This window comes from Geodermatophilus sp. SYSU D01176, assembly GCF_054050015.1.
Map to the genome: position 1 here is coordinate 30,849 of NZ_JBJGYN010000016.1, position 12,566 is coordinate 43,414.

The 12,566-nt window shown below is 74.3% G+C and carries 9 protein-coding genes; 5 read left to right on the forward strand and 4 right to left on the reverse strand.

The features are described 5' to 3' along the window. Window positions 1–231: 231 nt before the first annotated feature. Entirely contained in the window at window positions 232–1,563 is a 1,332-nt protein-coding gene (ccrA, locus tag ACI78Z_RS11030; RefSeq protein WP_457036575.1) for a crotonyl-CoA carboxylase/reductase, read from the reverse strand. 120 nt (window positions 1,564–1,683) lie between these two features. Beyond that, complete coding sequence (mce, locus tag ACI78Z_RS11035; protein WP_457036576.1) at window positions 1,684–2,139, reverse strand: methylmalonyl-CoA epimerase; 456 nt, start codon at window positions 2,137–2,139, stop codon at window positions 1,684–1,686. A 269-nt stretch (window positions 2,140–2,408) separates the two neighbouring features. Here mce and ACI78Z_RS11040 point away from each other — a divergent pair, with 269 nt between their 5' ends. The 5 genes from ACI78Z_RS11040 (at window position 2,409) to ACI78Z_RS11060 (ending at window position 7,852) form a co-directional block, all read left to right on the forward strand. Then, on the forward strand, window positions 2,409–3,599 hold the full coding sequence (locus ACI78Z_RS11040; RefSeq protein ID WP_457036577.1) for an acetyl-CoA C-acetyltransferase: 1,191 nt from the start codon (window positions 2,409–2,411) through the stop codon (window positions 3,597–3,599). Between the two features lie 73 nt (window positions 3,600–3,672). Beyond that, entirely contained in the window at window positions 3,673–4,692 is a 1,020-nt protein-coding gene (gene meaB, locus ACI78Z_RS11045) for a methylmalonyl Co-A mutase-associated GTPase MeaB (RefSeq protein ID WP_457036578.1), read from the forward strand. Between the two features lie 23 nt (window positions 4,693–4,715). Then, window positions 4,716–6,185 carry a phytoene desaturase family protein gene (locus ACI78Z_RS11050; protein WP_457036579.1) on the forward strand — a complete coding sequence of 490 codons (1,470 nt, stop codon included), beginning with the start codon at window positions 4,716–4,718 and terminating at the stop codon, window positions 6,183–6,185. 127 nt (window positions 6,186–6,312) lie between these two features. Then, window positions 6,313–6,834 (forward strand): MarR family winged helix-turn-helix transcriptional regulator, encoded by a 522-nt coding sequence (locus ACI78Z_RS11055; protein ID WP_457036580.1) that lies wholly within the window; start codon window positions 6,313–6,315, stop codon window positions 6,832–6,834. Window positions 6,835–6,883: 49 nt separating this feature from the next. Beyond that, window positions 6,884–7,852: a tetratricopeptide repeat protein gene (locus ACI78Z_RS11060; protein WP_457036581.1), complete on the forward strand. Its 969-nt coding sequence runs from the start codon at window positions 6,884–6,886 to the stop codon at window positions 7,850–7,852. 67 nt (window positions 7,853–7,919) lie between these two features. Here ACI78Z_RS11060 and ACI78Z_RS11065 read toward each other — a convergent pair whose 3' ends face one another. Continuing rightward, window positions 7,920–9,071 carry a neutral zinc metallopeptidase gene (locus tag ACI78Z_RS11065; protein WP_457036582.1) on the reverse strand — a complete coding sequence of 384 codons (1,152 nt, stop codon included), beginning with the start codon at window positions 9,069–9,071 and terminating at the stop codon, window positions 7,920–7,922. 576 nt (window positions 9,072–9,647) lie between these two features. Beyond that, entirely contained in the window at window positions 9,648–12,563 is a 2,916-nt protein-coding gene (gene glgB, locus ACI78Z_RS11070) for a 1,4-alpha-glucan branching protein GlgB (RefSeq protein WP_457036583.1), read from the reverse strand. Window positions 12,564–12,566: the final 3 nt, after the last annotated feature.

The window sequence follows — 12,566 nt, forward strand, 5'->3', positions numbered from 1 at the left end:
GGCGGGGCGGCCCGGCGTGTCGCCGGGCGTTCCCTGCAGGGTGCCAGCACGGCACGGGGCCGCGCCACGTGCCGGCACCCTGCGGGGTCCTGCCGCCGGCTCGATGAGGTCTGGAGCGGCCACCCTCCAGGGGCCCGCCGGCCCCGTCCCGGGTCCCGCCCCGAGCCTGCGAGGGGTGGGCAGGACGGGGTCCTTCGACGAGGCGTGGGGAGGAGGGAGGGTGGTCCGTCTTCAGACGCCCCGGAACCGGTTGATCGCGGACAGGTGCCTCTCGCGCTTCTCGGCGTCCTTGACGCCCAGGCCCTCCTCGGGGGCGAGGGTCAGCACGCCGACCTTGCCCTGGTGGCAGTTGTTCTTCACGTCGCAGGCGGCCTGGCCGACCTCGTCCATCGGGTAGACCTTCGACAGGGTGGGGTGGATGAGGCCGCGGTCGATGAGCCGGTTGGCCTCCCACGCCTCCTTGTAGTTGGCGAAGTGCGACCCGACGATCCGCTTGAGGTTCATCCACAGGTATCGGTTGTCGTAGGAGTGCAGGTACCCGCTGGTCGAGGCGCAGGTGACGATCGTGCCGCCCTTCTTGGCGACGTAGACGCTGGCGCCGAAGGTCTCCCGGCCGGGGTGCTCGAAGACGATGTCGACGTCGTCGCCGCCGGTCAGCTCCCGGATCCGCTTGCCGAAGCGCTGCCACTCCTTCGGGTCCTGGGTGTCCTCGTCCTTCCAGAACCGGTAGCCCTCGGCCGTGCGGTCGATGACCAGCTCGGCGCCCATCGAGCGGACGATGTCGGCCTTCTCCGGGCTGGAGACCACGCAGACGGGGATCGCGCCACCGTTGAGCGCCATCTGGGTGGCGTAGGAGCCCAGGCCGCCCGACGCGCCCCAAATCAGGACGACGTCCCCCTGCTTCATGTCCGCGCCGTTCCTGCTCACCAGCTGCCGGTAGGCGGTGGAGTTGACCAGCCCGGGGGCGGCCGCCTCCTCCCAGGTCAGGTGGGCGGGCTTGGGCATGAGCTGGTTGCTCTTGACCAGGGCCAGTTCGGCCAGCCCGCCGAAGTTGGTCTCGAAGCCCCAGATCCGCTGCTGCGGGTCGAGCATCGTGTCGTCGTGCCCGGCCGGGTCCTCCAGCTCCACCGACAGGCAGTGCGCGACGACCTCGTCGCCGGGCTGCCACCGGTTCACCCCCGGGCCCACCCGCAGCACGACGCCGGCCAGGTCGGAGCCGACGACGTGGTAGGGCAGGTCGTGGCGCTTGGTGAGGGCGTTCTGGCGGCCGTAGCGCTCCAGGAAGCCGAAGGTCGACACCGGCTCGAAGATCGACGTCCAGACGGTGTTGTAGTTCACCGAGCTGGCCATGACGGCCACCACCGCCTCGCCCGGGCCCAGCTCCGGGGTGGCCACCTCCTCGACGTGCAGGGACTTGCGCGGGTCCTTCTCCTTGGTGGGCAGGCCCGCGAACATGTCCTGTTCGTCCTTGCGGACCAGCACGGCGCGGTAGGACTCCGGCACCGGGAGGCCGGCGATGTCGTCCAGCCGGTCGGCGAGGATGGCGTCCCTGATGTCGTTCACGTGCGTCTCCCGGGTCTTCGTCGGCTCGTGAGTCGGTGGAGCGGCAGTGCGGTGGCGCGAGATGTTACCGATGGGTAATCAGCGCCCGCGCCCACCGGTCGGGCAGTCGGATCGGGTGGTTCAGTGCGCGGTCGTCGCCGGCTCGACGAGCTCGACGAGGACGCCACCGGCGTCCTTGGGGTGCACGAAGTTGACCCGGCTGTCCGACGTCCCGCGCTTCGGGGTGTCGTAGAGCAGCCGCAGGCCGCGCTCGCGCAGCGTCGCGCTGACCGCCTCGACGTCGGTCACCCGGAAGGCCAGCTGCTGCAGGCCGGGGCCGGCGCGGCCGATGAACTTCGCGATCGTCGACTCCGGGGTCAGCGGGGCGAGCAGTTGGATGCGCGTCTCGCCGTCGCCGACGGCGAGCATCGCCTCGCGGACGCCCTGCTCCTCGTTGACCTCCTCGTGCACCGAGTGCACGCCGAAGGCCTGGGCGTAGAAGGCCACCGCCTCGTCCAGGTCCTGGACGGCGATGCCGACGTGGTCGATCGTGGTGAACAGCTCGGCCGGCAGGCCGGTGCGCGGGTCCGTGGTCACGGCGACATCCTCCCGAACCAGACGTCTGAGACGACAGGTGGGTGGGCCACACACCAGGGAGGGCCCACCGCACACAGCTGTGCGGCGGACGGGCGTGCGCCTGCGGCTCACCTCGACCTGCCGACCAGCACCGACTGAGACGCTCGTCACGCCGGTCCCCGGATGGCGCCGGGCGGCCTATCCTCGGCGGGATCGACGCCGTGCCTCGGTCGCGGCGGTATCGACCACGTGGGTCGCCAGCGTCGGCGGCCCGGCCCTGGAGGCAGCTCATGTCCCGTTCGGTCATCGTCAGCGGCGCCCGCACCCCGATGGGTCGCCTGCTCGGTTCACTCAAGGACTTCTCCGGCGCCGACCTCGGTGCCATCGCGATCAAGGCGGCGCTGGAGCGCGCGGGCATCTCCGGCGACCAGGTCGAGTACGTGATCATGGGGCAGGTGCTGCAGGCCGGCGCCGGTCAGAACCCGGCCCGTCCCGCGGCCGTCGCCGCCGGCATCCCGATGACGGTGCCGGCGATCACCGTGAACAAGGTCTGCCTCTCCGGCATGAGCGCCATCGCGATGGCCGACCAGCTCATCCGCGCCGGCGAGTTCGACGTCGTCGTGGCCGGCGGCCAGGAGTCGATGACCCAGGCGCCGCACCTGCTGCCCAACTCCCGCACCGGCACGAAGTACGGCGACGCGAAGCTCGTGGACGCCATGGCCCACGACGGGCTGTCGGACACCTTCGACCAGGTCGCCATGGGGCAGCTGACCGAGGAGGCGAACAGCCGGTACGACCTGACCCGCGAGGAGCAGGACGCGTTCGCCGCCGAGAGCCACCAGAAAGCCGCCCGCGCCGGGAAGAACGGCATCTTCGACGAGGCGATCACCCCGGTCCTCATCCCGCAGCGCAAGGGCGACCCGATCGAGTTCCGCGACGACGAGGGCGTCCGGGCCGACACCACGGTGGAGACCCTCTCCAAGCTGAAGCCGGCCTTCGCCAAGGACGGCACGATCACCGCCGGCACCGCCTCGCAGATCTCCGACGGCGCCTGCGCGGTCGTGGTCATGAGCGCCGAGAAGGCCGCCGAGCTGGGGATCACCCCGATCGCCGAGATCGGCGCCCACGGCGTCGTCGCCGGGCCCGACGCGACGCTGCAGAGCCAGCCGTCGCGTGCGGTCCAGCGGGCCTGCGAGCGCGAGGGCATCGACCCCAAGGACCTCGACCTGGTGGAGTTCAACGAGGCCTTCGCCGCTGTCGCGCTGGTCTCCACCAAGGAGCTCGGGATCGACCCCGAGAAGGTCAACCCCAACGGCGGCGCGATCGCCCTCGGCCACCCGATCGGCATGAGCGGCGCCCGTGTCGTGCTGGACGTGGCGCTGGAGCTGCGCCGCCGCGGCGGTGGTGTCGGTGCCGCGGCGCTCTGCGGTGGCGGCGGCCAGGGTGACGCGCTGATCCTGCACGTGCCCGCGAAGGAGTGACCGAGCTCGCGGGTCCACCGGGGGACGGAGCACCGCAGGACATGCGGCCGACGAGCGCCGGCGAGGAGGCTGCGTGACCTCCGACGGCATCGCCGTCCAGACGCCCGGCCCCGTCCCCCTGCGTGGGAGGCGGGGCCGGCGTGCCGTCGACGTCGCGGACCTGGTCGCCCGCGCCCGGGACGGCGAGGCCCGCGCGGTGGCGCGGCTGATCTCGCTGGTCGAGGACGCCAGCCCGGCGCTGCGCGACGTCGCCGCGGCGCTGGCCCCGCACACCGGCCGCGCGCAGGTCGTCGGCCTCACGGGCTCGCCCGGCGTCGGCAAGTCCACGACGACGACCGCGCTGGTGCGCGCCTACCGGGAGCGCGGCCTGCGGGTCGGTGTCCTGGCGGTCGACCCGTCGTCCCCCTTCTCCGGAGGCGCGCTGCTCGGCGACCGGGTGCGCATGCAGGAGCACGCCGGGGACGCCGGCGTCTACATCCGCTCCATGGCCTCCCGCGGCCACCTCGGCGGGCTGGCCTGGGCCACGCCGCAGGCGCTGCGGGTGCTCGACGCGGCCGGGTGCGACATCGTGCTGGTCGAGACCGTCGGCGTCGGCCAGTCGGAGCTGGAGGTCGCCTCGCTCGCCGACACCACCCTGGTGCTGGTCGCGCCGGGCATGGGCGACGGCATCCAGGCGGCCAAGGCCGGGATCCTCGAGGTCGCCGACGTCCTGGTGGTGAACAAGGCCGACCGGGACGGCGCCGACCAGACCGTGCGCGACCTGCGCTACACGCTCTCCCTCGGCGGCCGGCCCGACCTCGCCGGTGCCTGGCGGCCGCCGATCCGCCGCACGGTGGCCGCGTCGTACACCGGCATCGACGACCTGGTCGAGACGATCGGGGAGCACCGGGCGTGGCTGGCGTCCTCGGGGGAGGGGCACCGCCGCCGGGCCGTCCGCGCGGCCCGCGAGATCGAGGCCATCGCGCTGGCCGGGCTGCGGGAGCGGATGGGCGACGTCGGCGGCTCGACGGCGCTCGGCGCGCTGGCCGAGCAGGTGGTGGCGGGGCGGACCGACCCGTTCCGCGCGGCTGACGCGCTGCTCGCGCGGCTCTGACCCGCCGAGGGCACGATGACGGGGTGAACGGGAGACCGGACGCCGTCGTCGTCGGAGCGGGGCCGAACGGACTGGCCGCGGCGTTGCGGCTGGCCGCGGCCGGGCTGCGGGTCCAGGTCGTCGAGGCAGCCGAGCGTCCCGGCGGCGGGATGCGCACCGAGGAGCTCATGCGGCCGGGCTATCGGCACGACGTCTGCTCGATCGTGCAGCCGATGGCCGCCGCGGCGCCGTTCTTCCGCGAGTTCGACCTGGCCGGCCGCGGGGTCCGCCTGGTGCAGCCGGAGGTCAACTACGCGCACCCCCTCGACGGCGGGCGTGCCTCGGTGGCGTACCGGTCGCTGGAGGAGACCGCGGCCGGCCTCGGGCGTGACGCCGCGGCCTACCGCCGGCTGTTCGAGCCGCTCGTGGAGCACGGGCAGGACGTCGTCGACTTCTTCCTCACCAGCCGGCTGCGGCGGCTCCCGACGCGCAGCGTGCCGCAGATCGCGTACTTCGGGCTCAACGGGCTGCCGAACGTCAGCTGGCTGGCGCACCGGTACTTCGACACCGAGGAGGCCCGCGCGCTGCTCGGCGGGGCGGCCGCGCACGGGATGCTGGACCTGAGCCAGCCGCTGACCTCCGCGCTCGGGATGCTGCTGACGATGCTGGGCCACCACGTCGGCTGGCCGCTGGTCGAGGGCGGGTCGCAGAACCTGGCCGACGCCATGGTGACCGCGCTGGAGCAGCAGGGCGGCGAGGTCGTGACCGACCACCTCGTCACCGACCTGCGGGAGTTCGACGGCGTTCCCGCCGTGCTGCTGGACACCACGCCCGGGGCCTTCGTGTCGATGGCCGGGAACCGGGTGCACGAGGGCTACCGCCGGTGGGTGGACCGGTACCGGCACGGCGCCGGCGTCTTCAAGGTCGACTGGATCCTGTCCGAGCCGGTGCCCTGGACCAACCCCGACGTCCGGCGGGCCGGGACCATCCACGTCGCCGGCACCCTGGAGGAGACGATCGCCGGCGAGCGGGCCCCCAACCAGGGCCGGCTCACCGACCGCCCGTACGTGCTCGCCGTCCAGCCGACCGTGCCCGACCCGACGCGGGCCCCCGACGGCGGGCACGTCTTCTGGGCCTACGTGCACGTGCCGCACGGCTCCGACGTCGACATGACCGCGGCGATCGAGGACCAGATCGAGCGGTTCGCGCCGGGCTTCAAGGACACGATCGTCGACCGGGTCACCAAGAACGCCGTCCAGATGGAGGCCTGGAACCCGACCTACCTCGGCGGGGACATCTCCAACGGCCAGGCGACGCTGCGGCAGATGCTGGCCCGGCCGGTGCCGCGCTGGAACACCTACAAGACGCCGGTGCGGGGCGTGTACCTCGCCTCGTCGGCGACCCCGCCCGGGCCCGCGGTGCACGGTGCCTGCGGGGACAACGCCGCGCAGGTGGCACTGCGCGAGGTGTTCGGGCTCCGGCACGTCCCGCCGCTGCGCCCCGCGCCGCGGTAGCCGCCGGCTGGCTCCTCGCCAGGCCCGACCTCGTCGAGTGGTGGGTTGCCGTGGCCTCCTCGCCCGGGAGACCCCGCCGGCTCGCCAGTCGGAACGGCCGGGATGGGCAGCCGTAACCTGTTCAGCCATGGTCCGTCCGCTGGGGTTGCCGTTCGATCCCATCGCGCGCGCCGGCGAGTCCTGGGAGCAGCGCTTCGGCCCGGCCGCGGCGATGCGGGCCGCGACGTCGGTCTTCCGGGTGCAGCAGATCCTGCTCGCCCGGTTCGACGAGGCACTGCGGCCGCACGCGCTGACCTTCGCCCGCTACGAGGTGCTGGTCCTGCTCACCTTCAGCCGCACCGGCGAGCTGCCCCTGAAGGTGATCGGCAGCCGGCTGATGGTGCACCCGACCAGCGTCACCAACGCCATCGACCGGCTGGTGGCCGCCGGCTACGTCGACCGCCGGCCCAACCCCGCCGACGGGCGGGGCGTGCTCGCGGCGATCACCGACCGCGGGCGGGCCGTCGTCGAGGAGGCGACCGCCGCGCTGACCGCGCTGGACTTCGGCCTGGGCGACGTCCCGGACGACGAGCTCGAGACGCTGTTCGCCATCCTCGAGCGGGTCCGCCGGGGCGCCGGCGACGTGGCGGACGACGGGTCCGCGCGCTGAGCTCCGGCACCCCCGACACCACCCCCGCGGCGATGGGATGATCGAGGCCATGCAGCCCACCCGCCCCGGACGCCCCGACCCGCGCGCGCAGGCCCAGCAGGCCCAGCTGGCCGCCTCCCTCGCCGGCGCGGTCGACCTCGCCGCCGTCAAGGCCCGCTCCGAGGCGGCGGCCCGGGCCCAGGCCGCACCGCCGCCCGGCGCCGCCGCGCCCGCCGGTGCGCCGGGGGCCGCCGTCGTCGACGTCACCGAGGCGACGTTCCAGGCCGAGGTGCTCGACCGCTCGTTCCAGGTGCCGGTCGTGCTGGACCTGTGGGCCGAGTGGTGCGGGCCGTGCAAGCAGCTCTCCCCGGTGCTCGAGCGGCTGGCCGCGGAGGGCGGCGGCTCGTGGGTGCTGGCCAAGGTCGACGTCGACGCCAACCCGGCGCTGGCCCAGGGCCTGCGGGTCCAGGGGATCCCCGCGGTGAAGGCGGTCTGGCAGGGCCAGCTCGTCGCCGAGTTCACCGGGGCGATCCCGGAGGAGCAGGCGCGGCAGTTCGTCACCGAGCTGGTGCGGGCCACCACCGGCGGCGCCGTCCCGGGTGCGGACGAGGCCGAGCCCGGCGAGGCCGAGGACCCCCGGCTGGACGCCGCCGAGGCCGCCCTGGAGCGCGGTGACCTGACCGCTGCCGAGGCCGCCTACCAGGCGATCCTCGACGCCGAGCCCGACCACCCCGTCGCGGGCCTGGCCCTGCGCCAGGTGCAGCTGTTCCGGCGCGCGGACGAAGCGGGCCCCGACGCGCTCGCCGCCGCCGACGCCGCTCCGGACGACGTCGCCGCGCAGGCACGAGCCGCGGACTTCCTGCTCGGCACCGGCGACGTCGAGGGCGCCTTCGAGCGGCTGCTGGACGTCGTCCGCCGGACCGCCGGGGACGACCGGGACCAGGCCCGCCGGCACCTCGTGGAGCTCTTCGGCGTCGTCGGCGACCAGGACCCGCGGGTCGCCACGGCCCGCCGCCAGCTCACCCTCGCGCTCTACTGAGGAGGATCCCTGGCCCCCTGCAGGGCCCCCGCCGCGAGCTTGCGAGTGGGGGGCAGGGGGTCCTTCTTCAGACGCCGACGTCGCAGGCGCTGGGGCCCTCGAAGAAGCCGTTGCGGAACAGGTCGACCAGCTGGAAGCCGGTCAGCGCGACCTCGGGCACGACCGCGGGGTCGGTGCCGAACTCGAGCAGGAACTGCACGCTCTCGTCCACGTCGCCGGGCGAGATCTCCACACCGCCGAGCGGGGTCTGCGTGAAGACCGCGGAGAACCAGCCGGTGAGGCAGACCGACGAGCGGACCGCGTCCTCGTCACCGGTGGACAGCCCCAGCTGCTCCCGGGCGGACTGGGCGTAGGGCAGGGCGGCGGCGGTGATCACCGCGTAGTCGCCGATCTCGTAGGCCGGGGCGGCGAGGTCCCGCTCGTCGTAACCGACCAGGTCCTCGTCGGCGCAGAAGACCAGCTCGAGGTCGTCCCCCGCGCATTCCGGCGCGCTGCCGGTGAACGGCTCGAGGTCCGGCGGGGTGAAGGTCTCCCCGAAGGTCCGGTCGAACGCGAGGCCCCAGAACTCGGGCAGGGCGCTGGCGGCGTACTGCTGAGCCAGCTCGAAGGGGGCGTTCCCGCCGCTCGCGGCGTCGGACCGCGACGTGAAGGCACTCTGGGTGTAGGGCCGCTCGGCGGAGAAGTTGTCCCGGCAGGCGGTGGGGCCGGCGTCGAAGCCCTCCTGGAACGCCGAGATGCGGTCGAAGTAGGACCCGTGCGCGGCCTCGGTGGTGATGCTGGTGCCCACCGGGTCGCGCAGCAGCAGGTAGCCGCGCAGCACCTCGTCGAGCTCGGGCGCGCGGATCTGCGAGTGCTCGGCCTGCCCGTCGGCCACCCACCCCGTCCAGGCGCCGGCGAAGCAGTCGGCCTGGGTCTCCACCGAGATGGAGAAGTCGGGGTAGCCGACCCGGCCCTGCACCGCGTGGCCGAACTCGTGGGCCATCACCAGCGCCGGGATGAACCGGCCGTACTGCTCGGCCAGCTCCTGCAGGAACGCGCGGTCGTAGCTGATCGAGTCGGAGTTCGGCGCGTCCGGGGCCTGGCAGTAGAAGGCGTTGCCCTCGACGTCGCGGGGGTCGGAGCCGCAGCCGATGCCCTGCGGGAACGCGCCGGGGTCGATGTCGTTCGGGTCGACGCTGAAGTAGCCGCCCTGCAGCGGTGCCAGGTCCTGCCCGAACACGTCGGGGAACTGCTCGGCCCAGTACGTCTCGAGGTCGGCCAGCGCGTTGCGCGCCAGGGTGTCGATCGGCCCGTCGGTGGCGCCGACGACCTGCAGGTCGGCGGAGGGGATGTCGGAGGCCGGGGGCCGGGCCGCGCTCGGCAGGCCGGCGACGACGACCGAGCAGCCGGAGACCGGCAGCAGCGGGGGGGGGGGGGGGGGGGGGGGGGGGGGGGGGGGGGGGGGGGGGGGGGGGGGGGGGGGGGGGGGGGGGGGGGGGCGGGGGGGGGGGGGCGGCCCCGGGCCCGGCGGCCCCCCCCCCCGCCCCCCGCCCCCCCCCCCCCCCCCCCCCCCCCCCCCCCCCCCCCCCCCCCCCCCCCCCCCCCCCCCCCCCCCCCCCCCCCGGCGCAGGGAGGAGGCAGGCATGTCCCTCGGATCGTCCCATCGAGACGGAGCGATTGCCCCCGGAGCTGCAGCGCCGGAGGCCGGCCCCCGTGCCGGGCCCCGCAGGCCCCGTCCGGAGCCTCACCCCGAGCTTGCGAGGGGTGAGGCTCCGGACGGGGTCCTCCATCGAGTGGCGGGGGCAGGGGGGTCCTGCTACCCGTGCACGAACCAGACGGTGCCCAGCGGCGGGACGGCGAGGGTCGCCGAGCAGGGCTGACCGTGCCACGGCTCCTCGACGGCCTCGATGCCGCCCATGTTCCCGACGCCGGAGCCGCCGTAGCCCTCGGCGTCGGTGTTGAGCACCTCGCGCCAGTAGCCGGGCCGGGGCAGCCCGATGCGGTAGCCGTGGTGCGGGTTGCCCGCGAAGTTGGCGACGCAGGCCAGCGCCTGACCCCCCGCATCGGCGCCGTCCGACCCGTTGCCGGCGGCCTCCGGGCGGCCGTAGCGCAGGAACGACAGCACGTTGCCCGCGGCGTCGTTGGCGTCGATCCACTGGAAGCCGGCCGGGTCGACGTCCTGGGACCACAGCGCGGCGGTCTCCTTGTACCGGGCGTTGAGGTCGGTCACCAGCTGCTGGACGCCGCGGTGCGCGGGGTCCTCGAGGTGCCACCAGTCCAGCGAGTGGCTCTCGGCCCACTCGGCGTCCTGGGCGAACTCCGAGCCCATGAACAGCAGCTGCTTGCCGGGATGGGCCCACATGTAGGCCAGGTAGGCCCGCAGGTTGGCCAGCTGCTGCCACCGGTCGCCGGGCATCTTCCGCAGCAGCGAGCCCTTGCCGTAGACGACCTCGTCGTGGCTGATCGGCAGCACGTAGTTCTCGGAGTAGGCGTAGATCATCGAGAACGTCAGCTGGCCGTGGTGGTAGCTGCGGTGCACCGGCTCCTTGGACATGTACGCCAGGGAGTCGTGCATCCAGCCCATGTTCCACTTGAAGCCGAAGCCGAGGCCGCCGAGGTGGGTGGGCCGGGTGACGCCGGGCCACGCGGTCGACTCCTCGGCGATGGTGACCACGCCGGGGACCTCGCGGTACACGGTGGCGTTCATCTCCTGCAGGAACGCCATCGCCTCCAGGTTCTCCCGGCCGCCGTGCACGTTGGGCACCCAGTCGTCGCGCGAGTAGTCCAGGTAGAGCATCGAGGCGACCGCGTCGACGCGGATGCCGTCGACGTGGAACTCCTTGCACCAGTACAGCGCGTTGGCGACGAGGAAGTTGCGGACCTCGGAGCGGCCGAAGTCGAAGACGTAGGTGCCCCAGTCCAGCTGCTCGCCGCGGCGCGGGTCGCCGTGCTCGTACAGCGCGGTGCCGTCGAAGCGGGCCAGCGCCCAGTCGTCCTTGGGGAAGTGCGCCGGGACCCAGTCGACGATGACGCCGATGCCGGCCTGGTGCGCGCGGTCGACCAGGTAGCGGAAGTCGTCGGGACTGCCGTACCGGGACGTCGGGGCGTAGTAGGAGGTGACCTGGTACCCCCAGGAGCCCCCGAAGGGGTGCTCGGCGACCGGCATGAACTCGATGTGGGTGAACCCGTGCTCGACGACGTAGTCGACCAGTTCGTCGGCGAGCTCGCGGTAGGACAGCCCCTGCCGCCAGGAGCCGATGTGCACCTCGTAGATGCTCATCGGGCGCTGGTGCCAGTCGCCCTGCGCGCGGTCGGCCAGCCACCGCTCGTCGGTCCACTCGTGGGTGGACTCGGTGACCACCGAGGCGTTGAGCGGCGGGACCTCGGTCTCGAAGGCCAGCGGGTCGGACTTGTGCCGCCAGACGCCGTCGCGGCCGAGCACGTGGTAGCGGTACTTCGTGCCCACGGGGACGCCGGGGATGAAGATCTCCCAGACGCCCGAGGAGCCCAGCGACCGCATCGGGTAGGCGCGGGCCTCCCAGTAGTCGAAGTCGCCGGTGACGCGCACGCCCTGGGCGTTGGGTGCCCAGACGGCGAAGGAGACGCCCTCGACCTGCCCGCGGGGGGTGTCGTAGCGCCGCACGTGCGCGCCCAGGACCTCCCACAGCCGCTCGTGGCGGCCCTCGCGGATGAGGTGCTGGTCGAGCTCGCCGACCGTGGGCAGCCAGCGGTACGGGTCGTCGACGACGAAGGTGTTGGTGCCGCCCTCGCCGTCGCCGTAGGCCACCTCGACCCGGTAGTCCCCGGGCTGCCTCGGCAGGTGGGCCTCGAAGATGCCGCCGTCGTGCAGCCGGCGGGCGTCGTGGCGGGAGCCGTCCTCGCCCACGACCGTGACCGCGGCCGCGTCCGGGCGCAGCGTGCGGACCACCCAGCCGTCGCTGGCGGGGTGCGCGCCCAGCACGCTGTGCGGGGCGTAGGACCAGCCCTCGACGACGGCGCGCAGCTGCTCCTCGCTGACCTCGGCGGGCGCCTCCTGCTGGGCCACGCCCTCCTCGGCGGGGGCCTGCCCCTCGGGGACGGTCGCCGCCGCGACCTGCGAGCCGCTGCCGCCCGCCGCGTCCGCGGAGGGCGTGGTCCCGCCTGCGGTGTCCTCGGCGGGCACGGTCTCGGCGGGCACGGTCTCGGCGGGCCTCGTCTCGGCGGGCGTGCTCTGGGCGGGCGTCGTCTCGGCGGGCGTCTCGTCCGGCGCCTGCGGGGTGCTCGGCTCCGCCGGGTCCGGGCTCGGCGGCTCCGGCTGGCCGGCCGGAGCGCCGCTCGGGCTGCCCGGCTCGGCGATCGGCGCCGGGGCGACCACCGGGGTGGCGGTGCCGCCCTGCTCGACCACGACGTCGCCCTGGGCCGCCTTCTTGCGCGGCGCGCGCTTGGTCGCCTTCTTGGCGGGCGCCTCGCCGTCGGTCGCCGCGGCGGCCGTCTTCCGGGCCGTCGTCTTCTTCGCCGCCGTGCCCGCGGCAGCGGTGGCCTTCTTGGCAGCCGCCTTCTTCTCAGCGGGCGCCTTCTTCGCCGCGGCCCGCTTGCGCGCCGGCGCGGCGTTGACGATCGGCCCGTCCTCGGCCGCCTCGGCCCGGGCGGTCCTCTCCTCGACGACGGCCTGCAACTCCTCCCGCGACGCGGGCGGCCGCCCGCCGGTCAGGGGGGAGTCGGTGGTGCGCTCGGTCTCGTCCGGGGATGTCATCGC

What these genes read in the sequence shown, in the direction of transcription:
- ACI78Z_RS11040 (WP_457036577.1), top strand. Translation starts at nt 2,409, where the DNA reads ATGTCCCGTTCGGTCATCGTCAGCGGCGCCCGCACCCCGATGGGTCGC.
- ACI78Z_RS11055 (WP_457036580.1), top strand. Translation starts at nt 6,313, where the DNA reads ATGGTCCGTCCGCTGGGGTTGCCGTTCGATCCCATCGCGCGCGCCGGC.
- ACI78Z_RS11060 (WP_457036581.1), top strand. Translation starts at nt 6,884, where the DNA reads ATGCAGCCCACCCGCCCCGGACGCCCCGACCCGCGCGCGCAGGCCCAG.
- glgB (WP_457036583.1), bottom strand. Translation starts at nt 12,563, where the DNA reads ATGACATCCCCGGACGAGACCGAGCGCACCACCGACTCCCCCCTGACC.